The organism is Acidovorax sp. (genome assembly GCF_034519795.1).
Classification (GTDB): domain Bacteria; phylum Pseudomonadota; class Gammaproteobacteria; order Burkholderiales; family Burkholderiaceae_C; genus Acidovorax.
This window is the reverse complement of the sequence record NZ_JAXHOB010000014.1, coordinates 686,390-709,974: the sequence shown is the minus strand read 5'-3', so window position 1 is coordinate 709,974 and position 23,585 is coordinate 686,390. Positions and strand designations below refer to the sequence as shown.

General features: G+C 67.0%; 30 protein-coding genes and 3 pseudogenes. 22 read left to right on the top strand and 11 right to left on the bottom strand.

Annotated features, from left to right (window positions below):
- Nucleotides 1-45: 45 nt before the first annotated feature.
- Nucleotides 46-674, bottom strand: a pseudogene (locus tag U5N23_RS20135) (FMN-binding negative transcriptional regulator).
- A gap of 1 nt (nucleotide 675) precedes the next feature.
- Nucleotides 676-1,176, bottom strand: a pseudogene (locus U5N23_RS20130) (OsmC family protein).
- 674 nt (nucleotides 1,177-1,850) lie between these two features.
- On the opposite strand from U5N23_RS20130, the gene U5N23_RS20125 reads away from it, so the two are divergent.
- The 7 genes and pseudogenes from U5N23_RS20125 to U5N23_RS20095 all read left to right on the top strand — a co-directional run bounded on the left by U5N23_RS20125 (nucleotide 1,851) and on the right by U5N23_RS20095 (nucleotide 6,648).
- Entirely contained in the window at nucleotides 1,851-2,162 is a 312-nt protein-coding gene (locus U5N23_RS20125) for an aminotransferase class I/II-fold pyridoxal phosphate-dependent enzyme (protein WP_322594502.1), read from the top strand.
- 114 nt (nucleotides 2,163-2,276) lie between these two features.
- Nucleotides 2,277-2,537: a hypothetical protein gene (locus U5N23_RS20120; RefSeq protein WP_322594501.1), complete on the top strand. Its 261-nt coding sequence runs from the start codon at nucleotides 2,277-2,279 to the stop codon at nucleotides 2,535-2,537.
- Nucleotides 2,534-2,800, top strand: a complete 267-nt coding sequence (locus U5N23_RS20115) for a hypothetical protein (protein WP_322594500.1) — start codon at nucleotides 2,534-2,536, stop codon at nucleotides 2,798-2,800. The genes U5N23_RS20120 and U5N23_RS20115 overlap by 4 nt, the downstream gene beginning before the upstream one ends.
- Before the next feature lie 107 nt (nucleotides 2,801-2,907).
- Nucleotides 2,908-3,468: a gamma carbonic anhydrase family protein gene (locus U5N23_RS20110; protein WP_322594499.1), complete on the top strand. Its 561-nt coding sequence runs from the start codon at nucleotides 2,908-2,910 to the stop codon at nucleotides 3,466-3,468.
- A gap of 210 nt (nucleotides 3,469-3,678) precedes the next feature.
- A complete protein-coding gene (locus U5N23_RS20105; RefSeq protein ID WP_322594498.1) occupies nucleotides 3,679-3,846 on the top strand; it encodes a hypothetical protein in 168 nt (55 codons plus the stop codon).
- Nucleotides 3,847-4,024: 178 nt separating this feature from the next.
- Nucleotides 4,025-5,914 (top strand): annotated as a pseudogene (locus U5N23_RS20100) (B12-binding domain-containing radical SAM protein).
- Between the two features lie 131 nt (nucleotides 5,915-6,045).
- Entirely contained in the window at nucleotides 6,046-6,648 is a 603-nt protein-coding gene (locus tag U5N23_RS20095; RefSeq protein WP_322594497.1) for an N-acetylmuramoyl-L-alanine amidase, read from the top strand.
- Nucleotides 6,649-7,044: 396 nt separating this feature from the next.
- On the opposite strand, the gene U5N23_RS20090 is transcribed toward U5N23_RS20095, so the two are convergent.
- From U5N23_RS20090 to U5N23_RS20075, 4 genes are all read right to left on the bottom strand, one after another.
- Nucleotides 7,045-7,170, bottom strand: coding sequence for a hypothetical protein (locus U5N23_RS20090; RefSeq protein ID WP_322594496.1), 126 nt, complete (start codon nucleotides 7,168-7,170; stop codon nucleotides 7,045-7,047).
- Nucleotides 7,171-7,456: 286 nt separating this feature from the next.
- Entirely contained in the window at nucleotides 7,457-7,804 is a 348-nt protein-coding gene (locus U5N23_RS20085) for a hypothetical protein (RefSeq protein WP_322594495.1), read from the bottom strand.
- Nucleotides 7,805-7,856: 52 nt separating this feature from the next.
- Entirely contained in the window at nucleotides 7,857-8,954 is a 1,098-nt protein-coding gene (locus U5N23_RS20080) for a hypothetical protein (RefSeq protein ID WP_322594494.1), read from the bottom strand.
- Between the two features lie 183 nt (nucleotides 8,955-9,137).
- A complete protein-coding gene (locus U5N23_RS20075) occupies nucleotides 9,138-9,428 on the bottom strand; it encodes a hypothetical protein (RefSeq protein ID WP_322594493.1) in 291 nt (96 codons plus the stop codon).
- 76 nt (nucleotides 9,429-9,504) lie between these two features.
- Here U5N23_RS20075 and U5N23_RS20070 point away from each other — a divergent pair, with 76 nt between their 5' ends.
- Nucleotides 9,505-9,915: a hypothetical protein gene (locus U5N23_RS20070; RefSeq protein ID WP_322594492.1), complete on the top strand. Its 411-nt coding sequence runs from the start codon at nucleotides 9,505-9,507 to the stop codon at nucleotides 9,913-9,915.
- Here the strand turns inward: U5N23_RS20070 and U5N23_RS20065 are convergent.
- The gene (locus tag U5N23_RS20065; protein WP_322594491.1) at nucleotides 9,872-10,054 is read right to left on the bottom strand and encodes a hypothetical protein; all 183 of its coding nucleotides are present in this window, start codon (nucleotides 10,052-10,054) and stop codon (nucleotides 9,872-9,874) included. The genes U5N23_RS20070 and U5N23_RS20065 overlap by 44 nt on opposite strands.
- A 212-nt stretch (nucleotides 10,055-10,266) precedes the next feature.
- Between U5N23_RS20065 and dinG the strand changes: the two genes are divergently transcribed.
- The 12 genes from dinG to U5N23_RS20005 all read left to right on the top strand — a co-directional run bounded on the left by dinG (nucleotide 10,267) and on the right by U5N23_RS20005 (nucleotide 18,702).
- Nucleotides 10,267-12,417: an ATP-dependent DNA helicase DinG gene (dinG, locus tag U5N23_RS20060; protein WP_322594490.1), complete on the top strand. Its 2,151-nt coding sequence runs from the start codon at nucleotides 10,267-10,269 to the stop codon at nucleotides 12,415-12,417.
- 64 nt (nucleotides 12,418-12,481) lie between these two features.
- The gene (locus U5N23_RS20055) at nucleotides 12,482-12,841 is read left to right on the top strand and encodes a zinc ribbon domain-containing protein YjdM (RefSeq protein WP_322594489.1); all 360 of its coding nucleotides are present in this window, start codon (nucleotides 12,482-12,484) and stop codon (nucleotides 12,839-12,841) included.
- A 36-nt stretch (nucleotides 12,842-12,877) separates the two neighbouring features.
- On the top strand, nucleotides 12,878-13,117 hold the full coding sequence (locus U5N23_RS20050) for a nucleotidyltransferase family protein (RefSeq protein ID WP_322594488.1): 240 nt from the start codon (nucleotides 12,878-12,880) through the stop codon (nucleotides 13,115-13,117).
- Nucleotides 13,118-13,172: 55 nt separating this feature from the next.
- Nucleotides 13,173-13,370, top strand: coding sequence for a DUF86 domain-containing protein (locus U5N23_RS20045; protein ID WP_322594487.1), 198 nt, complete (start codon nucleotides 13,173-13,175; stop codon nucleotides 13,368-13,370).
- 114 nt (nucleotides 13,371-13,484) lie between these two features.
- Nucleotides 13,485-13,988: a pyridoxamine 5'-phosphate oxidase family protein gene (locus U5N23_RS20040; RefSeq protein WP_322594486.1), complete on the top strand. Its 504-nt coding sequence runs from the start codon at nucleotides 13,485-13,487 to the stop codon at nucleotides 13,986-13,988.
- Between the two features lie 73 nt (nucleotides 13,989-14,061).
- The gene (locus U5N23_RS20035) at nucleotides 14,062-14,298 is read left to right on the top strand and encodes a hypothetical protein (protein WP_322594485.1); all 237 of its coding nucleotides are present in this window, start codon (nucleotides 14,062-14,064) and stop codon (nucleotides 14,296-14,298) included.
- Nucleotides 14,299-14,429: 131 nt separating this feature from the next.
- Nucleotides 14,430-14,858, top strand: coding sequence for a CopG family transcriptional regulator (locus U5N23_RS20030; RefSeq protein WP_322594484.1), 429 nt, complete (start codon nucleotides 14,430-14,432; stop codon nucleotides 14,856-14,858).
- A gap of 182 nt (nucleotides 14,859-15,040) precedes the next feature.
- Complete coding sequence (locus U5N23_RS20025) at nucleotides 15,041-16,276, top strand: PHB depolymerase family esterase (protein ID WP_322594483.1); 1,236 nt, start codon at nucleotides 15,041-15,043, stop codon at nucleotides 16,274-16,276.
- 96 nt (nucleotides 16,277-16,372) lie between these two features.
- Nucleotides 16,373-17,143 (top strand): hypothetical protein, encoded by a 771-nt coding sequence (locus U5N23_RS20020; protein ID WP_322594482.1) that lies wholly within the window; start codon nucleotides 16,373-16,375, stop codon nucleotides 17,141-17,143.
- Nucleotides 17,144-17,213: 70 nt separating this feature from the next.
- Nucleotides 17,214-17,846, top strand: a complete 633-nt coding sequence (locus tag U5N23_RS20015) for a 3'-5' exonuclease (protein ID WP_322594481.1) — start codon at nucleotides 17,214-17,216, stop codon at nucleotides 17,844-17,846.
- Nucleotides 17,847-17,942: 96 nt separating this feature from the next.
- Nucleotides 17,943-18,200 carry a DUF3297 family protein gene (locus U5N23_RS20010; RefSeq protein WP_322594480.1) on the top strand — a complete coding sequence of 86 codons (258 nt, stop codon included), beginning with the start codon at nucleotides 17,943-17,945 and terminating at the stop codon, nucleotides 18,198-18,200.
- Between the two features lie 19 nt (nucleotides 18,201-18,219).
- A complete protein-coding gene (locus U5N23_RS20005) occupies nucleotides 18,220-18,702 on the top strand; it encodes a ribonuclease HI family protein (protein ID WP_322594479.1) in 483 nt (160 codons plus the stop codon).
- Here U5N23_RS20005 and U5N23_RS20000 read toward each other — a convergent pair.
- On the bottom strand, nucleotides 18,699-19,583 hold the full coding sequence (locus U5N23_RS20000; RefSeq protein ID WP_322594478.1) for a LysR substrate-binding domain-containing protein: 885 nt from the start codon (nucleotides 19,581-19,583) through the stop codon (nucleotides 18,699-18,701). The genes U5N23_RS20005 and U5N23_RS20000 overlap by 4 nt on opposite strands.
- Nucleotides 19,584-19,736: 153 nt before the next feature.
- Between U5N23_RS20000 and U5N23_RS19995 the strand changes: the two genes are divergently transcribed.
- Together U5N23_RS19995 and U5N23_RS19990 are read left to right on the top strand one after the other, a co-directional pair.
- Nucleotides 19,737-20,132, top strand: a complete 396-nt coding sequence (locus U5N23_RS19995; RefSeq protein WP_322594477.1) for a RidA family protein — start codon at nucleotides 19,737-19,739, stop codon at nucleotides 20,130-20,132.
- Nucleotide 20,133: 1 nt separating this feature from the next.
- Nucleotides 20,134-21,258 carry an NADH:flavin oxidoreductase gene (locus tag U5N23_RS19990; protein ID WP_322594476.1) on the top strand — a complete coding sequence of 375 codons (1,125 nt, stop codon included), beginning with the start codon at nucleotides 20,134-20,136 and terminating at the stop codon, nucleotides 21,256-21,258.
- Here U5N23_RS19990 and U5N23_RS19985 read toward each other — a convergent pair.
- The 3 genes from U5N23_RS19985 to U5N23_RS19975 form a co-directional block, all read right to left on the bottom strand.
- Nucleotides 21,225-21,755 (bottom strand): GFA family protein, encoded by a 531-nt coding sequence (locus U5N23_RS19985; protein WP_322594475.1) that lies wholly within the window; start codon nucleotides 21,753-21,755, stop codon nucleotides 21,225-21,227. The genes U5N23_RS19990 and U5N23_RS19985 overlap by 34 nt on opposite strands.
- Nucleotides 21,756-21,818: 63 nt before the next feature.
- The gene (locus U5N23_RS19980) at nucleotides 21,819-23,111 is read right to left on the bottom strand and encodes an RNA polymerase sigma factor (protein WP_322594474.1); all 1,293 of its coding nucleotides are present in this window, start codon (nucleotides 23,109-23,111) and stop codon (nucleotides 21,819-21,821) included.
- A 2-nt stretch (nucleotides 23,112-23,113) separates the two neighbouring features.
- A complete protein-coding gene (locus tag U5N23_RS19975; protein WP_322594473.1) occupies nucleotides 23,114-23,524 on the bottom strand; it encodes a VOC family protein in 411 nt (136 codons plus the stop codon).
- Nucleotides 23,525-23,585: the final 61 nt, after the last annotated feature.

Genomic DNA, 23,585 nt, shown 5'->3' with positions numbered 1-23,585 from the left:
CCATCAAGCGCTAGTAGCTATGAAATTTGAATTTCGATTCACGAATCACACTGCCCGCACTAACGCAGCCATGTCCGCCGCGCCGGGTGTTCCCTCGGCCGTCAGACCCTGCACCACGCCTGCGCGGTCGGTGTCGGTGCGGTTTTGGCTGACCTTCCAGACGCCTTCCCAGCGCTCCACCGCCAGCTCGATGCCGACGATGGCGCGCAGCATCTTGTCGATGTAGTCGGGCGGGGCATCGTCCAGGCGCCAGGGGTGGGGGCGGTGGGCCTCATGGCGCTCGCTCAGGGTGTGCAGGATGGCGCGCAGGCGCTCGGCGTCGTCCACCGCACTGAGCGTGCCGTGGGCGTGCACGGTAGCGTAGTTCCAGGTGGGCACCTGCTTGCCGTCAATGGCTTTGGACGGGTACCAAGAGGGCGACACATACGCCTGTGGGCCGTGGAACACGGCCACGGCCTGCTGGGGCAGCAGCGGCCACAGCGCGTTGGCGCGCGCCACGTGGCCGATGAGCGTGCCGCGGGGCGCCGCGTTCCGGGTCCAGATACAGAGGCACATGGTTGACATGCAATGCACCGGCCTGGCGCGATCACCAGCGTGGCCAGTGGCTGCGTGTGCACCAGGGCGTGCAGGGCGGTGGGGTCCGTCACCTGAAATTGGCGGTTGGCGTTGGCCATGTCAGCGGCCTTTCACTGCAGGTTCAATCTCGAGCACAGGCGCGCAGTCGATCTGCGTCTTGACCGAGTTGGCCAGGAAGCACGATGCGTGGGCGCGGTGGTGCAGGTTGTCCAGCTGTACAGCGCTGGGCGCATGGGCTGCGTCAAAGCGTGTGACGGGCCGCAGCTGTACGTGCGTCACGGCAAGCTGGCCATCATCGTTTTTGGCCATGGTGCCCACGGCCGCGTCAATGTAGCTGTGGAGCCGAAAACCCGCGCGGCTGGCGAAGTCCATAAACCACAGCATATGGCAGCTCGAAAGGGCTGCGACGTAGGCCTCCTCGGCGCGATCCACCGCCGCCGCATCGGAATACGGCAGCGGCACCATTTAAGGCGCGACGAGGAAGCCAGGCCACAGCGGCACCGCCATCAAACTGTCCAGCTGGGGCGGCGGTTGGTAGCGGTTGTCGAAGAAGGCGGTACGCCGCCGTCGCGTGCCAAAGGACGGTGTGCTGTGTGGCAAATAAGCGAGGTGGTGTCTCTCAACGATTAGAGGTGCGCGGTTAGACAGCCCGGGTTTTGCCAGTGGCTCCTTAGTTTGCGGCAGAACTATTTTTACAAAGAAAGGGCCAATTCATGCCGCGCACCAGGAGCCAATCTGACCCCCATCGCAAACCCCACACGGCAACCACCCTGCGCCAGCAGGTGTATGACCTGGAGCTGCGCCGCGCCATATGAGCAAGGCAGCCTGCAAGCCCAGTAGCACGACTGCCCGCGCTCGCGCGAGCAAGGCCAGCCACGCTAGGCGTGTCGCGCAACAGCGTGCTGTGGGGCACTGCAGCGCCCGCAGGCCGAGGGCTATGAGGAGGCGGGTGTGGGCGACGGCACTTATGTGGCTCGACAAGCCTGCTGGCGCGCTCAGCCGCCTCCACACAGGGGGCATTTAGGGCCTGCGCCCGCCCGTCGCCGCAGGGCTATCACGCAACGGCGGGCAGCTGATGGCCGAGACGGTCTGCGCGCTGGAACCCGCCCACGCAGGCGGCGCACCCCGTTGCTGCACGCGCCCGCGAGATCACCAATTTCTTCCATTTGCGGTGTGGGACCGGCTGGCCCGCCAGGCAAGCAAAGAACAACGCATGGCCCAACGCGCCCAGTACCTAGACCCCGCAGGGGGCGCGCCCGCACCTGCGCCAGGCCATGGCGCAGTGGCCGCGGGCCTCGCGCGGTATTCGCTGCGAGGCAGCGCAGGTGGTGGTTTGCTCTGGCTCGCAGCAGGGCATAGACCTGGTCGGGCGGCTGTTGCTGGATGTGGGCGACGAAGCCTGGGTCGAAGACCCCGGCTACCCCGGCATACGCGCCAGCCTGGTCGGCCACGGCGTGACCCTGCACGGCCCGCGGCGGTGGATGCACGAAGGCATGTGCATGGACAAGGCCGCAGCGCAGTGGCCTGAAGCGCGCATGGCAGTGGTCACGCCCACGCACCAGTTCCTCACCGGTGGGCGGGCATGATGCGCGCAGACGCCGCACCGAGTTACTGGACTGGGCCAATGCCCAGCGCGCCTGGATTGTGGAGGACGACTACGACGGTGAATTCCAGTACGGCACACACCGCCTGCCCGCGCTGTGCAGCCTGCCACAGAGTCGCAACGGGTGTTGTATGTGGGCACCTTTTCCAAAACGCTGCACCCCGGGTTGCGCCTGGGTTTCATCGTCTTACCCCACGCTTTGGTAGGTGCCTTTGCAATGGCCCGCGCACTGACTGACCGCCATGCACCCGGAGACACACAGGACGTATTGGCCCGCTTCATCACCGAGGGCCATTTGCTGCGCCACCTGCGCCGCATGCGTGAGCTGTACCCGCAGCGCCAGCAAGTGCTAGATTGAGCGCCCTGGCCAGGGGCAGCAACGGTGCGGTGCAACTGTTGCCCAGCGACCGGGGCATGCACCTGCTGCACGAGGTGGCGCCAAACAGCGATGACGAAACCCTGAGCCGCAATGCCCTGGCTGCTGGCGTGATGCTGGCGCCGCTGTCGCGCTATGCCATGCAGTCACCGCGCCGGGGCTGGCTGCTGGGCTACGCGGGGTTTGATGACGCGGAGATCCGCGCCGCGGCGCGTGTGGTGGGGGCATTGGCACGCAGGCTATGACCAGGTTGCGACCAACGATGTGCCCCGCTTCAGCCCTCGTCACCTGATGGGACCAGAGCCCTGTTTGCACTACGCTCAGGGTTTCTTGTCCTCGCTGCATCCGCACCATGCCCCTGTCTCCTTACCTCGACACCGCCCCCGCGCTGGGCACCGGCGTCTACATCCATGCCCGCGCCCAGGTCATCGGTGACGTCACCCTGGGCGACGACAGCTCGGTGTGGTGCAACGCCGTGCTGCGCGGCGACGTGAACCGCATCACCGTGGGCCGCTGCAGCAACGTGCAGGACCTGACCATGGGCCATGTCTCGCACCGCAACGCCGCCAAGCCCGAAGGCTCGCCGCTGGTGATTGGCGACTACGTCACCGTGGGCCACTCGGTCATCCTGCACGGCTGCCGCATCGGCAACGAATGCCTCATCGGCATGGGCTCCATCGTGATGGACGACGCGGTCATCGAAGACCGCGTGATGCTGGGCGCGGGCAGCCTGGTCTCGCCCGGCAAGGTGCTGGAGAGCGGGTACCTCTACATCGGCCGCCCCGCGGTGCGCCAGCGCGCGCTCACCGATGCAGAGATTGCGTACCTCAAGTATTCGGCCGAGCACTATGTGCGGGTGAAGAACAACTATCTGGCGGGCACGCCCGATGCGGCTGTCTCGGTTCCAGCGTAGCCGCAACGTCACTTGCCATGCACCGCTACCCCGACATCAGCGAGTTACGCGCGCTGTTCAACGGCGCCTACACAGCACTGGACCCACAGGCGCCAGAGGAATACAGCCCCCATCGCTTCGAACACCACCAGAATGATGAACGTGTGGTATGCGAATTTGCACTGCGGACGGTGAGCTGCGCTTATCTGGTGGAACAAAGACCGGCTGTTGATGGACATCTCGCTGGAAAGAGTGACATCGCTGGACATTTCACGCAGCGCCAACACCGTCAGTCTGGTGGGGAACGCCGAGCACCACGACTTTCGGCAGATTTTTAAGCTGCAGATAGCACCGCAGGTTTGCTGGCGGCTGAGCGGTGCGCTGACGCACGGCGATTGAGCGACAGCGGAGCAAGCAGACCCAGCCACAAGCAGTGGCACCCATGGGCCGACAGGCGATCGAATAGCCCACCGCCGATAATCACCCCCCGCCCATATCGCTGGCGGCACCACCCCACACCATGTCCGCCGTCGCCCCTCCCACCGCACCGCTGCGCGTGCTGTCGGTCATCCCGCCGATGACGCAGCTCAACACGCCCTACCCGTCCACCGCCTACCTCACCGGCTTTCTGCGCTCGCGCGGCGTCGCTGCGGTGCAGGAAGACCTGGCGCTGGCGCTGGTGCTGCGACTGCTGTCGCCCGAGGGCCTGCGACGGCCGTGCGCGCCAGCCATCGCGCTGCCGCAGCCAGCAGCGCAGCGCCCGCGTGCAGGCTTTCGTCGCGCACTTCGACGCCTACCGCGCCAGCATCGCCCCCACCATCGCCTTCCTGCAGGGCCGCGACGCCACGCTGGCGCACCGCATCGCCGGCCGCAGCTTCCTGCCCGAGGGGCCGCGCTTTGCGTCGCTGGACGTTTATGTGGACCGACGACGACGGCGGCGACCCGATGGCCTGGGCCTTTGGTGCGCTGGGCGTGCAGGACCGCGCCCGCCACCTGGCCACGCTGTACCTGAACGACCTGGCCGACGTGCTGCGCGACGCGGTCGACCCGCGCTTCGAGTTCGTGCGCTACGCCGAATCGCTGGCGATGAGCCAGCCCAGCTTCGACCCGCTGGCCGACGCGCTGGCCGCGCCGCCCAACGCTGGTCGACCGACACGCTGCAGCGCCTGACGCAGCGAGGCGCTGGAGCGCCACGCGCCGACCGTGGTGCTGTTGTCGGTGCCGTTCCCCGGCGCGGTCTACGCGGCCTTTCGCATCGCGCAGGCGATCAAGGCGCAAGACCCGGCCATCGTCACGGTGCTGGGCGGTGGCTACGTCAACACCGAGCTGCGCGAGCTGGCCGAGCCGCGCGTGTTCGACTTCTTCGACTACGTCACGCTCGACGCCGGCGAGCGCCCGCTGCTGGCGCTGCTGGAGCACCTGCAGGGCCGGCGCAGCGCGCAGCGCCTGGTGCGCACCTTCGTGCGCGGCGACGACGAGCGGCCGGTGCAGTACATCAACTTCGTCGAACCCGACATCGCCGTTCGACGAGGTGGGCACGCCCACCTGGGACGGCCTGCCGCTGGACCGCTACCTGTCGCTGCTGGACATGCTCAACCCCATGCACCGGCTGTGGAGCGACGGGCGCTGGAACAAGCTCACGGTGGCGCACGGCTGCTACTGGAAGAAGTGCAGCTTCTGCGACGTGAGCCTGGACTACATCGGCCGCTACGACGCCGCCAGCGCCACCACGCTGGTCGACCGCATCGAGGCCATCGTGGCCGCCGAGACCGGGCAGACGGGCTTCCACTTCGTCGACGAGGCCGCGCCGCCCAAGGCGCTGAAGGCGCTGGCGGCCGAGCTGCATGCGCCGCAGCTGGCGCATCATCAGCTGGTGGGGCAACATCCGCTTCGAGAAAACCTTCACGCCCGAGCTGTGCCGGCAGCTGGCCGACAGCGGCTGCATCGCCATCAGCGGCGGGCTGGAAGTGGCGTCCGACCGGCTGCTGGCGCTGATGAAAAAGGGCGTGTCGGTGGACCAGGTGGCGCGCGTGACCAAGGGCTTCAGCGACGCCGGCATCCTGGTGCACGCCTACCTGATGTACGGCTTCCCGACCCAGACGGTGCAGGACACGGTGGACGCGCTGGAAACCGTGCGCCAGCTGTTCGCCGCCGGCTGCATCCAGAGCGGCTTCTGGCACCGCTTCGCCTGCACCGTGCATTCGCCCGTGGGCCTGCACCCCGAGCAGTACGGCGTGACGCTGCAGCCGCTGCCGCCGGGCCGCTTCGCCAAGAACGACGTCGCCTTCATCGACCCCACCGGCGTGGACCACGACGCGCTGGGCGGGGCGCTGAAGAAGGCGCATCTACAACTACATGCACGGCATCGGGCTGGACGAGGACGTGCGCAGCTGGTTCCACGTTCAAGGTGCCCAAGACGACGGTGCGGCGAGATCGGATTGAGCGGGCGCTGCGCGAGCGGGGGTGAGGGATGGCGGGGCAGAGGATCCGCACCTGCCCTTTAGCTCGTGTCGGTAGATCAGCTTGTCACATCACCCCGCAAAGTACGAACAAAAAATGGGTTTTTCTTGCACTGTGGGGCGTTACTAATATGCTCGGATGCCAAAAATTACACCCGAGGGTATCTTTGTTGATGGACGGATCGTCGTGCGTCGCTATCTCAACCTGGAACACGGTCCCATCAGCACGGTGGTAGCAATTGTGTTGCACCAGACGGACTCGTCTACAGCCCAGCAGACGTTCAACAGCTATGCGCGAAGTCCCCATGGCGCCCACTTTCTTATCGACAAGAATGGGCAGGTTTACCAAACAGCAAGCCTCTTTATGCGTTGTCAGCACGTCGGAAGGCACATACGGTCAAGATGCCTTGAGATTGACAAACCATCTTGCGATAGCGTCGCGATGGCTCGGATACAGGCAATGTCTTGGTCCAATCACGTAAGGGCGTTGGATGCACACGAACGCGCCAAGCCATATCCGCAGCGCTATCCCATCAATGGGGATTCCATCGGCATTGAAATCGTGGGTCGCAGCATCGACGACAAGAAATACGAGACAGTGACTTCAGAGCAGAACAATTCCCTGCAATGGCTTACAGGGGAGCTCTATTCGCACTTTTCCATATCCAGCAAAGATGTGTACAAGCATCCCCAGGTTTCTTACAAGAACCCTGGCGAAGCTGCATCCGGCGTGCCGAAATGAAAGCGATGGTACGTAACCGCCGTCGCGTTGCTTGCGGCATTGGTAGTGGTCTTTTTCACGTTCATTTTCGAGGCAAAGATATTTGTAGACACAACCGATTTCTATACGTCTGAACCGACCACTTGCAAAGCTTCGGACGTGGATCTTTCATCCATTGATATCGGCCATTTTTTTCGGGTTGCCGAAGAGGTTGAAAGTCGTGTCATACACGACGAATACGACCTAGCTCCTTGCTACCTGAGAGGATCAATGATTCACCGCCTAGAACACTGTGAATGGAAGCTGCGGCCAGGATTCATCGGCACGCTGCAGTGCGGTAGCTCGTTTCGATACATGGTGGACCAAGTGAAGCAATCATCCGCAAAGAGTAGTAACGAGTAGCGACCCAAACAGCAATCAATCGGCGCGCTTTTGCTTCTGGTAAGCCTTGTCAGCCGCTGGCCCCCGGTCGGTGTCTTGCAGGCCACGTTTCACGTCGCGGTAAGCCTGCTCCATCTGCGCATCGGGTTCACCGCCGGTCATGTCCACCGACTGGTCGCGCTCGTGCGGCAGGCGGGCTTTCGGGCCGCTCAGGTCTTCGGGCTCGCTGCCGGGCTGTGGCTGGGGCTGGGGTGGTATTCACGCGCCGCTCGGTGCGCGTTGGCACGGGGGCAGACGGGACTTTTTCCTCATCGGGACGGGAGGCGGTGGGGGTCGTTTTCATGCTGGGCCTTGGTATGCAACGTAGAGTCCGTCCACCCTAACGCCGCTGACCGCCCCGCGCTGTAGGCCCAGGCCCTGCGCCGCTGCGGGCGCGCGGAGCCTGCTGTCACCAGAACAACCACCGCTCCAGCGCATGGAGCAAGATGAACACGATCACGCCGATCAAGAAGAGGATCGCCTTGCGGCGCGCCTTCGCGCTCACCACCAGCTTGTAAACCGTGTACGCGGCGAGCGTGCCCGCAAAAGGCGCCACGATGGCGGCCCCGGACATGATGATCGCTGCGAGCTTGCCCCAGCCGTCGGTCCCGCCCATTGACCAGATCGAAGGCAAGTAGATCGCGCTGGGAATGGCCAGGGCCAACCAAAGCACCCCGGACGCCACTGCCACACTGACGTGGTGCGCGAGCAGACCATAAAGCACCAATGCGCCCACCACCCCGCCCAGGAACGCCACCCGCTTGAGCCAGAGCGGCAGCGGGTCGCCAGAGCGGCGCGCTGGCGTGGCTTCATGGGCCTTCTTTGCCGCTGCGGCCGCCGCCTGGGCACGTTGTTGTTGCTAGTTGTTGCTGCTTCTCGGTGGATTCACGGGCACCACGCAGAAAGTCGTCCACCGCCGGGTTGTCCACCTGACTCAGGATGCGGCCCGTGCGCGACAAGGCCTGGTCGTGCTGGGGTAGTTCGGTCTGCAGGGATGCGCCCTGGCCGAACCACTCACCCATCTGCGCCAGCCAGCCGACGCCTAGCGGCGGCAGCCCAAAATCACCTTCACCCGCGCGGCACAGGTAATGCTGGGTGCTTTGCGGCGGGATGAGTTGCTGCGTGCTGTAGCGAGGCAAATAGCATTGCATCAACGGCGCAGCTGTCTGCTGGCCGGGGCGGCCCAGGCGCAGCGCGAATTCGGGCAAAGGCACGGGCTCGCCCAGCCCATTGCGCACGCCCAGCCAAAGATAGAGGCCCCGGGGGCGCCCATCTTTGGCGCGGTGCACCCAGAAGCCCGGACCTTCTTGCGCAATGTCTGCGCCCAGGGCCTCAAGCTCGGACGGCAGTGGGGCGCTGGGGCCATCCATGTCCCATTGCGGCCGCAGCTGCGCTTTCAGGATGGAGGGCCACACCCTCCGCGCGCGGCGCTGCAGGTCGTCCGCATCGACCTCGCGCCCGTGGGCGATGGCAGCTTCGATGGTGCGGCCCGCCTGCACGGGCCGCCCTTCCAGAGCCAGCAGCCATTCGTCGAGCAAAGCAAGACGCAAATAGAGCGCATCGGCCCCTTGTCCCTGGGCCTCTGCCGCGCGCACCCAGGCGTACCGGTCGGGCTGCTGCGGCACCAGCTCCTGCGCCAGCAATCGCTGGCGCGCTGGGGTGTCAGCCCCCTGGGCAGCCGAAGAGGGGGCTTTTTGTGCCCACGCGCTGGATGCGCTCACCATGCACAGCAGCACTACAAGGCCCAGCGCCCCGAGCCAGCCGAGTACGAAGCTTGCCCGCGCCCCCAAACGTGCCGCCGTTACGCGCATATCCCCACACATTTCCCCCTGCATCTTTGCTCTCCTGTAGCTGTGCGGGGATTTTCTTTCACGGCTGCGCTGGGGGCCAGCCCGCTGATCGGCCATAAAGCACAGCTCGCACCAGCGAACGCTGGGTGTGGGTGGCAAGGGGCTGGCAACGGTCTCTCAGTGAGCAGGCCTTGCAGCGCAAGGCTGCTTGCTCTGACTCTGACCCCAGCGGTGGGGCAGTTGCGTCATCAACGAGGGGCGGCTCATGGTGAGAGGGTGTGAGTGAAGTTGCGCTGTGCCTTACGCATTCTTGGACGGCTTGTTGACCGGCGTCGGTTTCGCGGTCTCGACTGCCTTCGCCGCCTTGGGCAACTTCGGCATCTTAGGCACATCGGGCGGTAGGTAGTTGGCCCCGGTCACCACAGACTTGCCGGTTTGGCTCTCCAACTGGTTGCGGGCCTGGCGCGCGATGCGGCCGCCGGTGGTTGCGGCGGTCTTGTTCGCAGCCATGCCGGTAGCCTGCACGCTCTCGGCAATTTGGCGGGTGGAGAGTTCGGCCAGGGCGGTAAAGATCAGCTCGGCCTCGCTCATGTGGTCGCGCAGGTTGTGGCTGCTCAGGCCCTTTAATTCCTTGTGCTGCTGACACGCTCAGGCCCGCCCATTCCTGATGAATGATGTTGGTGAGGATGGCGAACTCGCTGCCCTTCTTGATGTCGTGCTCGCTCCAATAGTCGGTCAGCTTGTTGCGGGTTTCCTGCCCGGTCATGCGCTGCTGAATCCACTTGTCGCTGCGGCCATGCTGCTGCCAGGTCTGGCGGGCGCGGTCCAGCGAAAGGGCCGGATCGGCCAGCTCCTGCATGCGCTCGTAACCCACCTTGGCCAGCCAGAGCTTGATGGGCTCTGCCTTGGGGCTGGGGACGGACTGCACAATGCGCAGCAAAGTTTCTGCGGTGGCACGGTCGGTGAGGCGCTGTTTTCCATCTGGCAGCGGGCATTTTCAACTGTGACAAGCTTTCGTCCGATGACGGCTACCTTCATTGACCAAGCCTGGCGCTTGAGCTTGCGTTCCGGTATTTGACCGTAGCCGTCAGGTCGTCGGGCTGTTGCGTCAGCACCTGCACCACGTCAATCACCGAGAACCACCAGGTCTCCGGTGCCACCGTCGTACAGCACGGCGGATGGCGCTGGCCGTCGAATTCAGCGGGCAGGATTTTCATGGGCATTCCACCATCATGTGCAAGAAAAGACTGTATGAAAAATCAGTTATTCTTGAGCATAGCCGCCACCGCTCCATCGAGCAACATCAACATTCATTCGCTACTTTATGGATAGCTGCTAACGCTTTTCCTTGAAGCGCCAGCAGCCCATTTTTCAGCACACAAAAAGTCAGGCCTCCATCCATACACGCCCTCCTATGACCTCCTAATGAGTGCCGGCCCAGGCGGCCCTGCAGTCGTTCGATGCGGTGGTACAGGCCACCCCGGGGTTCCGCAGCCGGGGTGGGCAGCGGCGCATGGCCGAGCAGGTGGCGAACACCTTCAGCCAGGCCACGCTGGGCAAGGTGGACGAGGAAGCGGGCGAGGCTGCGCCCACCCGGTCGATTGCCGTGATCCAGGCCGGTACGGGCGTGGGCAAGTCGCTGGCCTACTGCGCGCCGGCCATCGCAATGGCGCTGTCGCGGGGCACGCGGGTGCTGATATCCACCGCCACGGTGGCGCTGCAGGAGCAGCTGGTGAACAAGGACCTGCCGGCCCTGGCCAAGCTGCTGCCCCAGCCCTTCAAGTTCGCGCTGGCCAAGGGGCGCGGCCGCTATGTGTGCAAGCTCAAGCTCGACCGGCTGGCCGGCACCGGCGAGGCCGAGGAGGCGATGGAGGACGACCTGTTCGCCGAGGAAGAGGCCGCCGCCCGCGCCAAGCGCCCGCGCCAGGAGACCGAGGCGCGCATCCAGTTCTACTCGGCCATGTCGCAGACCCTGGGCAAGGGCGGGTGGGACGGCGACCGCGACAGCCTGGACACGCCGCCCGAGCCCGAGGTGTGGAGCGCCGTGGCGGCCGAGGGTGCCTCGTGCACCGGCAAGCACTGCCCGGCCTTCAGCCAGTGCACCTATTACGACAAGCGCAAGGAACTGGTCGGCGCCCAGGTGATCGTGGCCAACCACGACCTGCTGCTCTCGTCCCTGGGCGCACGCGTGCTGCCCGAGCTGGACAACTGCCTTCTGGTGCTGGACGAGGCCCACCACCTGCCCGCGACGGCGCTCGACCAGTTCGCCTGCAGCATGGACCTGAGCCGCGTGACCTGGATCGAACGCCTGGCCAGCCGGGGCCTGCGCATTGGCGCGCTGCTTGAAGTGGAGGAGATCGCCGATATCCCCAAGCACTCGGGCCAGCTGCGCCAGACGCTGCAGGACCTGGCGCGCACCGTGATGGACGTCTACGGCCCGGCCCTCAAGAGCCAGAAGGACGCCTGGGGACCGGCGCGCGTGCGCGTGCCGCGCGGTGAGTTGCCCGAGCCACTGATCGGCCCGCTGGGCCTGCTGGCCGCGAGCGCCGACGGTTTTCTCGAAGCGCTGCGCGCCATCTCCAAGTCCCTGCGCGCCGAGATGCGTGACAAGCCCGACGAGGCGCGCCGCCTGTCCACCCTGTATGCGCAGATCGGCATGCTGGCGCCGCGCCTGGAAGAGCTGCACGCCACCGCCCAGCTGCTGCTGCAGGACGCGCCCGAGGGCGCGGTGCCGGCGGCCAAGTGGTTCACGCTGGAGGTGGAGGGCGACTTCATCGTGGTCAAGGCGCATGCCAGCCCCATATTGCCGGGCACCACCTTGCGCAACCACCTGTGGAGCGCGGTGCGCGGTGCGGTGCTGACCTCGGCCACGCTCACGAGCTGCGGGCACTTCGAGTTCTTCATGCGCGAGTCGGGCCTGCATGGCGATGCAGCCGCCACCACGCTGGAGGTGCCCAGCCCCTTCGACTATGCCGCCCAGGGCACGCTGATCGCCGCCGAGACCCGGGCCGACCCCAAGAACGCTGCCGCCTTCACGGCGGAGATGGTGGACGCGCTGCTCTACGACATCGCCAATGTGGAATACGGCGCGCTGGTGCTGTTCACCTCGCGCGAGCAGATGCGCCAGGCGGTGGAGGCCCTGCCCACCGCCATGCGCTCCGTGGTGCTGGTGCAGAACGCATTGCCGCGCACCCAACTGCTCAAGCGCCACCGCGAGCGCGTGGCCGAGGGGCAACCCTCGGTGATCTTCGGCATGCAGTCCTTCGGCGAGGGGCTGGACCTGCCGGGCCGGCTGTGCGAGTCGGTGTTCATCACCAAGCTGCCCTTCGCCCCACCCGACGACCCGGTGGGTGAGGCCCGTGCCGAATGGCTGCGCGCCGTGGGGCGCGACCCCTTCAGCGAGCTGGTGGTGCCGGCCACCGCGATCCGCCTGGCCCAGTGGGTGGGCCGCGCCATCCGCACCGAAGAGGACCAGGCCCACGTGTACTGCTACGACAAGCGGCTCATGAACACCTCGTACGGGCAGCGCCTGCTCAAGGGGCTGCCGCCGTTTGCGCTGGAGCAGCGCAGGCCACGCTGAGCAGCGCCCCCCTTTGCCGCCATGCGGCACCGACCCTCTCTCCAGAAAAGAAAGAAAGCCTTCCATGACCCGCGCCATCCCCGCCTGCCCCCAATGCGGCCTGGAGAACACCTACCCCGATGGCAACGGCAGCTATGCCTGCCCCGACTGCAGTTTTGAATGGCCCATTGTGGCCGAGGCGGCAGAGGCCGACGAGGCCGGGAGCGACGGCATCGTGCGCGATGCCCATGGCAACCCGCTGGCCGACGGCGACGCCGTCATCCTGGTGAAGGACCTCAAGGTCAAGGGCTCGTCATCCACCCTCAAGAAAGGCACCAAGATCAAGGGCATCCGCTTGGTCGACGGCGCCGATGGCCACAATGTGGACTGCAAGACGGACCTGGGCAGCATGTTGCTCAAATCGGAGTTTCTGAAGAAAGCGTGAATGCGCACGCCAGGGCCACTCCCGCACAATTGCGGCATGCACATCGGCCCTGCCCAACAGTCCCATATAGCAGACATCTGCCGGCGCTACCATGTGCGCCGCCTGCAGATGTTCGGCTCGGCAGCCGTGGACCAGGAGGGCCCCGACAGCGACATCGACCTGCTGGTGGAATTCATTCCTGGCGAGGCCCCCAGCGGTTTTGCGCTGGTGGACAGCAGGACGAACTGTCTGAAGCGTTTGCCGGCCGCAAGATCGATCTGGCTTTTCCATCGGTGATGAACAACCCATTTCGCCGCCGCAGCATAGAGCCTCAGTTGCGCGCCCTGTTCCAGTGACGATCGATCGCACGCCCGCCCACCTGGCCGACATGCCTGGCATTCCCTGGCGCAGGGTGATCGGACTGCGCAACATCCTTGCCCATGGCTACGAGCAGGTGGCGCATGAGATCCTGTTCAAAACCATCACGGACGATCTTCCTGCTCTGGAAGCCTCGTTACAAGGGGTGTTGCAGGACAAGAAGGGCCTGTGAGCGCTGACTTGTGGGACAAACGCGCACGCCCGACTGCGCGCTGAGCCGACACGACGGGGAAGGGGAGCGGCCTACAGTGAATTTTTACCGATTCACCATCTGCCGGAGGCCCCCATGCAACACGACACCCCCGCCCGCGAGACGCTGTGGAAGCTGATCAAGGACATCAAGTTCGGCATGCTCACGCACCGCCATGCCAACGGCATGCTGCACGCACACCCGTTGACCACGCAGAACCGCAGCATTGACGAGCAGTCGCTGCTGTACTTCTTCATCCCTCGCAATGGCGAGCTCTATGGTCGCCTGCTGACCGACGGCCAGGTGAACGTGTCGTATGCCGACCCGGGCGATGACAGCTATGTGTCCCTGTCGGGCCAGGCCACTTTCGTGGAAGACATGGCGCAGAAGGAAGCCCTGTGGTCCCCCATGGCCAAGGCCTGGTTTCCTGCGGGCCACACCGACCCCAACTTGGCGCTGCTGGCCGTGCGCCTGGGCCACGCCGAATACTGGGACGTCAAGGAAAGCAAGATGGTGCAGCTGTTCAAGATGGCCAAGGCCGCCATCACCGGCGAGCAGCCACGCGATCTGGGCGAACACAAGGAACTGACGCTGTCCTGAGGCAAGGCCGCGCGTTCCGCTGGTGCGCCCAGGCTTGGGCGCACCGTTCAATTCCGCACCACAGGAGATTGCCATGGGCAGCAAGGAAAACCAGACCGACGATGACCTGAATGCCACCAGCGACGGCAGCGGCAAGGTGGCCAACGCCCACAACGCCGCAGGCGACAAGACCACGCAGATCAACCAGGGCCGCCGCACCCCCGAGAGCCGTGGCGACCGCGACACCCACTTGGGCAGCGGTAACCAGGGCCAGTCGCGCCAGGGCGGGGCGGGCAGCAGCAGCGGTGGCGGGAGCCGCGGCGCGGGCTGATACCGCGCACGGCCGCCATGCACCAGAAAGGGCCCCTCGGGCTCTTTCTTTTTGATGGACGGGCCTTGAAAACGCCGATGCACCATCCATTTACCATCCATATGGATGGCACAAGACGGCCAGAAGGCACTATGAACTCCACTTCCAACACCTCCCTGGCCTTGCGCAGCAAGGCCCCCGATTCAGAAAAAATCACCATCAACCTCGGCTATGTGGACCTGGGACACATCGATCTGCTCGTTTCGGAGGGCTTCTACGCCAACCGCACGGATTTCATCCGCACCGCCATCCGCAACCAGCTGAGCACCCAGAACGAGGAGGTGCGCCAGGTGGTGGCACGCAAGATGCTGGTGCTCGGGCTGCAGCGCTTTGGCCGCACCGACCTGGAGGCCGTGCAGGCCGCAGGCCAGACGCTGGAGATCCGCGTGCTGGGCCTGGCCAGCATCGAAGACGACGTGCCGCCCGAACTGGCGCAGGCAACGATCGCCTCGGTCACCGTGCTGGGGGCTTTCCACGCCAGCCCGGCAGTGAAGGCGGCACTGGCGGGCCGCATCGGCTGAGACAAGCGCCCACCGTGGCGGGTGCCCAGCGCACCACAACGGCGATTTCTTTCATCTCCCATTCCAGACCGGCCCTTTCGAGCGGCGGCATTCCGAGACAAAAAACCGACGGCACCAGCCGCCCAGGGGCGGCCGTGCCATGAACGGCGCATGCCCTACCAGCTCACCCCAAGGACCTCCCCATGGACTGGAACCACAATCTCAAGCAACTCCTCGGCAATGCCACCAACCTGGTGCGCAAGGGCCAGCTGGCCGACGCCACCCGCGCCATCCAGCAGGCCCTGGGCGGCCTGCCGGCCACCGCAGGCGCGGCAAGCGCCACCGCGCCGCATGCCGGCGCCACTGGCACCCTGCGCGAAGGCCGCGCGGGAACGCCCGTGTCCAGCCCGGCCGGCCCGGGCTGGCGCAACCCCTTTGCACAGGCCGACGTCGAGGACGCCGTGGTGATCGACCTGGAGGAGGACACGCCCGCCCGCGCCCAGCCTTCCCCGGCCACGGGCCCTGCGAGCGCCCGGCACCCTGCCACGCAGGCGCCCGGCAGCTTCACAAAGGTGGCCTTCGCACTGGCCGGCGCCCCGCAGGACCATTACTACCTGTATGTGCCACCCGGTGCCGACAGCGGTGCCCCCATGCCCCTGGTGCTCATGCTGCATGGCTGCACCCAGAACCCCGAGGACTTCGCCACCGGCACGGGCATGAACGGCGCGGCGGCGCGGGCGAATGCCCTGGTGCTCTACCCGGCCCAGGCGGGCAGCGCCAACCCCAAGGCCTGCTGGAACTGGTTCCGGCCGCAGGACCAGCGGCGCGGCGGCGGCGAGCCGGCCACGCTGGTGGCCATGGTGCGCGAGGTGATGGCGCGCCACCCGGTGGACGACAACCGCGTCTATGTAGCGGGCCTCTCGGCCGGTGGTGCCATGGCGGCCCTGCTGGCGCGCGAGTACCCCGAGCTGTTTGCCGCCGTGGGCGTGCATTCGGGCCTGTCGGCCGGCGCGGCGCAGAACGTGATGGCTGCGCTGTCGGCGATGAAGACCGGCGCCAAGGCCGCCAGCACCAGCCCGTTCGCGACGACCACGCCCCCCGTCATCCAGCTGGGCACGGCCCTGCCCCTGATCGTCTTCCACGGCGACGCCGATGCCACCGTGCATGCGCGCAATGGCGAGCAACTGGTGGAGGCGGCGCTGGCCGCCGCCGAGGGCGAGGTACTCCCTGCGGTGACCACCGGCCGGTCGGCCCACGGCCAGGGCTATACGCGCACCCTGTACCAGAGCGGCGGCACCACGCTGGCAGAGCACTGGGTGCTGCACGGTGGCGGCCACGCCTGGGCCGGCGGCGATGCACGCGGCAGCCATACCGATCCCCGGGGCGTGTCGGCCACCGAGGAGATGCTGCGCTTCTTCCTCGCACACCCCCGCTGTTGACCCCGGGCCGCGCGCCACCATAATTTGCCCCCGGGGCACCACGCACCGCCCCATCCATACCAACAGCAAGGTGCGGTACCTGGGGGGAAATTCACCGTGGAAAACGTCTACATCACCATAGCAGGACTGGTGGCCATCGGGCTGCTCGTCTACTTTGTGCGGCGCGCCAGGCGCCAGGACAACACCCGCACCGACCTGAAGATCACCGCCGTGCGCATCGACCCGCCCTCGGGCAGCGTGCTGCAGGCCAACACCCCCATCACCGTGGCGCTGGACTACCGCTACTCGGCGCCCCGCGAGCCGCTGTATGTCTGGGTGAAGATCCTCGACACCACCTACGACTCGGTCTACGAGGGTTCACACGACCGCATGGAGCCCGGCACGGGCCGGATCCGCCGTTCGGTGCACCTGACGCAAGCGGGCAACGTGCGCGAGCTGTTCATCGTGGCCAAGAACCAGGACTTCGTGGAAGTCTTCAACCAGGCGCTGGCGGTGGACTTCACCTACGAGCAGACCGAGGTCGACGAAGAGTGGATGAACGACGGCAAGGGGTCGGAGATCACCGGCATCACCCTGTCCATCCCCTCGCCGGCCGTGGTGAAGGCCGGTACCCGCATTGGCGTGGACATCACCTATGCGATCAACACCGAGGAAGGCCTGGACATCTGGGCCATCCCCGAGACAGAGGCCAACATGACCTACGAGGGCACCACGGGCAGGCAGGTGGGCACGGGGGTCGTGCCCAGGCACTTCACCGTGATCGACCCGGGCAAACTCACCAGCGTCCGGCTGGTGATGAAGAACGCCGCCAGCCAGACGGTCTATGAGCGCGCCGTGCCGGTGGACTACACCTATACGGCGGCCTGAAGCCCGCCTGGCAGGGCGCAAACCCTGGGCCCGGGCCGGGGCAAGGGCTTCGGTTTATCCTCCAGGCCCCATGTCCCGCATCGCCGTCATCGACTTTGAAACCACGGGCGTCTCGCCCGGCCAGGGCGCGCGTGCGACCGAAGTGGCCATCGTGCTGCTGGAGGGCTCCCGCGTAGTGGACCGTTTCCAGAGCCTGATGAAGACCGGCGCGTGGATCCCCTCGTTCATCACCCAGCTCACGGGCATCACCAATGCCATGGTGAATGCCGCGCCCGAGGCTGGCGGCGTGATGCTGAACGCCGCCCGCTTCGTGGGCAATGCGCCCATGGTGGCGCACAACGCCGCGTTCGACAGCAAGTTCTGGCAGGCCGAGCTGGCGCTGGCCGGCGTGGCCGCGCCGCATCCGTTCGCCTGCACGGTGCTGCTCTCGCGCCGCCTGTACCCCGAGGCGCCGAGCCACAAGCTCGGTACGCTGGTGGATTACCACGGCCTGCCGCGCATCGGCCAGGCCCACCGGGCCCTGGCCGATGCCGAGATGGCCGCCGAGCTGCTGGCGCGCATGCAGCACGACCTGCGCCAGCGCTGGGGCGTGGCCGAGCCCGGCCATGCGCTGCTGATGGCGCTGCAGCGCTGCGCCAAGCCGGCCGTGGGCAAGCTGCTGGCGCAGCATGCCAGGGCGCCGGCAGCGGTGCCGACCCCCTGAGCACCGCCAATCCCCTTCCAGCGGGGTGGGTCCGGGATCGCCGAAAATACGCGCTTGCCCCTTTTTTGTTTGTACGGACCCCGAGAGATCTTTGCCATGACCGACGCCACCCAAGCCCCACCGCTGCCCGACCACCTGTCCGTCGACCCGCGCAGCCCGCACCACGTGGCGGCCGTGTTCGAGCACGACATCGGCATTCGCTTCAACGGCAAGGACCGCACCGACGTGCAGGAGTACTGCGTCAGCGAAGGCTGGGTGAAGGTGCCCGCCGGCAAGACGCTGGACCGCAAGGGCCAGCCGCTGATGATCAAGCTCAAGGGCACGGTGGAAGCCTTCTACCGCCAGCCTGAGTAAGCCTTTTTTCGCCGATTCCATGGACGGGTTGGCTCCAGCGCCCTGGGTCATCCACTGCGATGGCAGCGCCATCCCCAACCCCGGCCGCATGGGCCTGGGCGCCGTGCTGGTGGCGCCCGACGGCACGCGCCACGCCCTGTCGCAGGCCACGCACGCCACGGGCTGCAACAACCAGGCCGAGCTGGGTGCCCTGATGCTGGCACTGAACGAAGCGCGCACACGGGGCGCCACCGCAGTGCAGGTCTACAGTGACAGCAGCCTGCTGGTGGAACAGATGGCGACTGCGCCGGCAGCCGCCCATGCGCGGCTGGCGCCGCTGTATGCGGCCGCACGCAGTCTGCTGGCCGAATTCACCACCGTGCAGGTGCAGTGGATACCGCGGCACCGCAACACAGAGGCCGATGCGCTCGCGCGCGCGGCACTGGGGGCTGCGCCCAAGCCGGCCATCCATCCCTCCTGGAAGCACCTGCCGCGCAGTAAGCGCGGGCCGTCGGGACACTAACTTGTCGCCTGGCTTCTCAGCCATGCCATGACGGCTCGCGTGCTCGGGGATGGCGCGCGCTCGTCGCTGACGGCGAGGTGGTAGGTGTGGCCTGCGATGCCCGGCCCAAAGGGTTGGTGCAGGTTGCCGCACGCCAGTTCTTCGGCCACCAGTGCCTGGCTCACCAGCGCAATGCCCTGGCCGGCAATCGCCGCCTGGATGGCATGGCCTTCGTCCGAGAACCGCAACGCGCCCGCTGGCGCCTGCTCCCGCAGTCCGGCCTCGGCGAACCAGCGTTCCCAGGTCGGATTTTCCGGCCGGGGTCGCCGCCAGGCAAAGTAGATCAAGGGCCACCGCGTCAGGTCCTCGGCCGAGCGCACCCCGAGCCGCGGGTTGGCCACCGGTGCGAAATGGTCGGTGAAGAGGGCCTCCACGGACAGGCCGGGATAGGGCCCCCGGCCATAGCGGATGGCGATGTCGACGGCGCTCGAGCGCAGGTCCGCGGGCTCGTCCGAGGCCTGCAACTGCAGGTCGATACCCGGTAGCTGGGCACGGAAGTCGGACATGCGCGGCAGCAGCCATCTGGCGGTGAACGCGTTGGTTGCCGAGATCACCACCTGCGGCCGCTGCCGTGCCTGCGCCAGCCGCTCCAGCGCGGCCTGGAAGGCATCGAAGCCGTCGCGCAGCACCGGGTACAGCTGCATGCCCGGCTCGGTCAACACCACCCGGCGGACCTGGCGGGTGAACAGGGGGGCGCCCAGTTGCTGCTCCAGCCCCCGTATCTGGTGGCTGACCGCAGTCGGGGTGACCGCGAGTTCCTCGGCCGCTGCCTTGAAGCTGCCCAGGCGGGCCGCCGCCTCGAAAGCGCGCAGGGCCGAGAGCGGCAGGGATCGTCGGTGCATGGACATGGGCGAACGGCAGGCCTGCGCCGCCTTTGGATGAGATGAACTCATCTTACCGCTGAGAAATGAACCTTTGTCGAAAACGCTGCCGCTCTTTATCTTCCCTGTATCGGGGCCGCAGTGGCCTCGGTTTCAGATGAAAGGAAATCAACCATGATCGAGCGCGTCATCACCCACCCCGACCCTTACGAACCCTTCCTGCTGTCGCAGGGCATCAAGGCCAACGGCTGGCTGTTCATCTCCGGGCAGGCCGGTGCCGGTCAGGATGGAAAGATCGTCCCGGGCGGATTCCTGGCACAGGGCCGGCAGGCCTTCGCAAACCTGCGCCGGGCCCTGGAGGCCGGCGGCGCCGGCCTCCAGGACATCGTCAAGGTCACGATCTTCGTGACCGACATGGGCCGCTTCGACGATGTCGTGGCCCTGCGCCGGGAGTTCTTTGCGGCCCCATACCCCGCCGACACCATCGCCGAGATCCGAGCCCTCTACACGCCCGAGGCAATGATCGAGATCGAAGCCATCGCCGTCGTACCCACTCCCCAGGGGCGCTGAGATGGATGCATCCACGCTCCTGGCTCCGGTCGCCCTGGGCCCGCTGCCACTGGCCAACCGCCTGGCCGTGGCGCCGATGACCCGGGTCAGCGCCACCGCGGACGGCCGGGCCACCCCCCGCATGGCCGGCTACTACGGCGCGTTCGCCAGCGGTGGCTTCGGGCTCGTCATCACCGAAGGCATCTACACCGACAAGGCCTACGCACAGGGCTACCTGTTCCAGCCGGGCCTCGCCGACGACGCTCAGCGCGACGCGTGGCGCCCGGTCGTGGAACAGGTGCACGCAGCGGGCGGCCGGATCGTGGCCCAGCTGATGCACGCGGGTGCGATCGCGCAGGGCAACCCCCACCGTGCCGGCGCCAAGGGACCTTCCGCGGTGCAGCCCAGAGGCATGCAGATGGGCTTCTACCGGGGCGAGGGCGTCTATGGGATGCCGGCGGAACTGTTGCTCGCCGAGATCGACGAGGTCGTTGCCGGGTTTTCCGCCGCCGCGTTGCGCGCCAGGCAGGCCGGCTTCGACGGGGTGGAGATCCACGGCGCGAACGGCTACCTGCTCGACCAGTTCCTCACCGACTACACCAACCAGCGCAGCGATGGCTACGGCGGCACCCTCGAACACCGCCTGCGCCTGGGCGCCGAGACGGTCAATGCGGTGCGCCGCGTTGTGGGCCCGGGCTTTGCCATCGGATACCGGGTCTCCCAGGGCAAGGTGAACGACTTCGCACACAAGTGGCCCGGCGGTGAGCCCCAGGCGGCGGCAACCTTTGCGGCCCTGTCGGCCATGCCCCTCGACTACCTGCACACGACCGAGTTCGAGGCCTGGCAGCCTGCCTTCGGCGACGGGCCGAGCCTTGCAGCACTCGCCCGGCGGCACGGGACGCTGCCGGTGATCGCCAACGGCTCCCTGCATGCGCCCGCCGCGGCCGCTGGAATGATCGAGCGTGGCGAGGCCGACCTGGTTTCGCTCGGCCGGGGAGCGCTCACCCATGCGGACTGGCCGCAGCGCGTTCATTCGGGCCAGGCCCTGCAGGACTTCGACCGGGCGCTGCTCTCGCCCATCGCCGACCTGGCCAACGCGGACCGCCTGCGCGCCTACAGCGGATCGAAGCCCTTCGCGGCGCGGTAGGCCGCTATCCGGGGCAGCAGCAGCTGGCGGCGCGCCAGGCTTTCGGGCAGCCAGTGCGCCTCGCGCTCGTAGTATTCGGGCACCACCTTCGCGCCCTCGGGCAGCACCACCCAGGGCTGCCTGGACTGCGTGAAGATGTGGATGTCGGGGGGCAGGTGGTCGGGCGCATCGAGCGTGCCCACGCGCACGAAGGACACCAGCGGCCCCGCACCCGCGTAGTGGCTCCACAGGGCCACATGGCAGTGTGGGCAGCGCGCGATCTTCTGGCCCAGGCCGCTTTGCGACGGGGTGTCGACCAGCACCGGTTTGCCGCCGAGCAGGTGCACGCGGTCGGCCTCGATCATGGCGTTGAGCGCGAAGGAGGCGCCTGATTCGCGCTGGCACCAGCGGCAGTGGCAGCAGTGCACGAACAGCGGCGCGGTCTCCATGCGGTAGCGCACATGGTGGCAATCGCAGCCGCCTTCGAGCGGGAACGGGGGCGTGGACGGGAAATGCATGGCGATCACTCCGTGGAGGGCCGCACGTTACGGCAAAAGCCGCACCCTGTCACTCCCGTCTTTTCACGCGCCGCAGTCCGCAGCGCGGGCCCGCAGCAGGGCCTGCTCCTGCACGTTGCGCGTAAGGCTGGCGGCCAGCTCGAACTGCGCACGCGCCTCGCCGTTGCGGCCCAGCCTGGCCAGCAGGTCGCCGCGCACGCTGGGCAGCCAGTGGTAGTCGCGCAGGGCGGGGTCAGCGCCCAATGCATCGACCAGCACCAGAGCGGCGGCGGGGCCGTCGGCCATGCCCACGGCCACGGCGCGGTTGAGCGCCACGACGGGCGAGGGCGCAACCTGCAGCAGCGCGTCGTACAGCGCCACGATGTGCTGCCAGTCGGTGTCTGCGGCGCGGCGCGCACGCGCATGGCAGGCCGCGATGGCGCCCTGCAGCGCATAAGGCCCCCAGGGGTGGCCGGCGCGGGCCAGTTGCTCGGCACGGTCGAGCGCGGCCAGGCCGCGGCGCACCAGCAGGGGGTCCCAGCGCGAGCGGTCCTGGTCCATGAGCAGCACCGGCCGGCCCTCGGCATCGGTGCGCGCAGGCAGGCGCGAGGCCTGGATCTCCAGCAGCGCCACCAGGCCCTGCACCTCGGGTTCGTCGGGCGTGAGGCCGGCCAGCACGCGCGCCAGGCGCTGGGCCTCGCCGCACAGGGCCGGGCGCATCCAGTCGTCGCCGGCCGTAGCGGCATAGCCTTCGTTGAAGACCAGGTAGATGACTTCGAGCACCGAGGCCAGGCGCGGCGCGCGCTCGGCCGCACCGGGCACCTCGAAGGGCACGTGCGCAGCCGTGAGGCTGCGCTTGGCGCGCACGATGCGCTGGGCCACGGTGGCCTCGGGCACGAGGAAGGCGCGTGCGATCTCCACGGTGGACAGGCCGCCCAGCAGCCGCAGCGTGAGCGCCACGCGCGCCTCGGTCGAGAGCACAGGGTGGCAGGCGGTGAAGATCAGGCGCAGCAGATCGTCGCCGATGTCGTCCTGGCGTGCGGCATCGAGCGCCTCGACGAAGTCCGGCGTGTACTGGGCCTCGAGCGCCTCCAGGTCATGGCCCAGCGCCTCGTGCTCGCGCGCCTGCATGGCCTGCTGGCGCAGGTGGTCCAGGGCACGGTTGCGGGCGGTGGTCATGAGCCAGGCGGCGGGGTTGTCAGGCAGCCCGGTGGTGGGCCAGTGCTCCAGGGCGGCCACCAGCGCGTCCTGCGCCAGCTCCTCGGCCCGGCCCACGTCGCGCGTCATGCGCGCCACGCGGGCGATGATGCGGGCCGCCTCGATGCGCCATACCGATTCGATGGTGCGGTGCAGGGCATCGGGGCTGGGCGCAGCCATGGTCAGCCGAGTGCCTTGCTGGCGTCGACCATGTAGGCGAACTCCCAGGTGTGGCCATCGAGGTCGTCGAAACCATGGGCGTACATGAAGCCATGGTCCTGCGGCGGGCGCGGCGAAGTGGCACCGGCGGCCACGGCCTTGGCGACCAGGGCGTCGATCTCCTCGCGGCTCTGGGCCGACAGGCAGACCAGCACCTCGGAGGTCTTCCTTGCATCTGCCACGGCCTTGTCGGTGAAGGTCTTGTAGAACTCCTCGACGAGCAGCATCACGAAGAGGTTCTCGCCGAGCACCAGGCAAGCGCCCTGCTCGTTGGTGAACTGCGGGTTGAAGTCGTAGCCCAGCGCGCGAAAGAAGGCTTGCGAGCGGCCCATGTCCTGGATGGGCAGGTTGACGAAGATCATCTGGTGTTGCATGGCGGTCTCCAAAGGTGGTGGAACGATAAGGGATAAGGTGCGGGGAAAACAGGGGGTGATG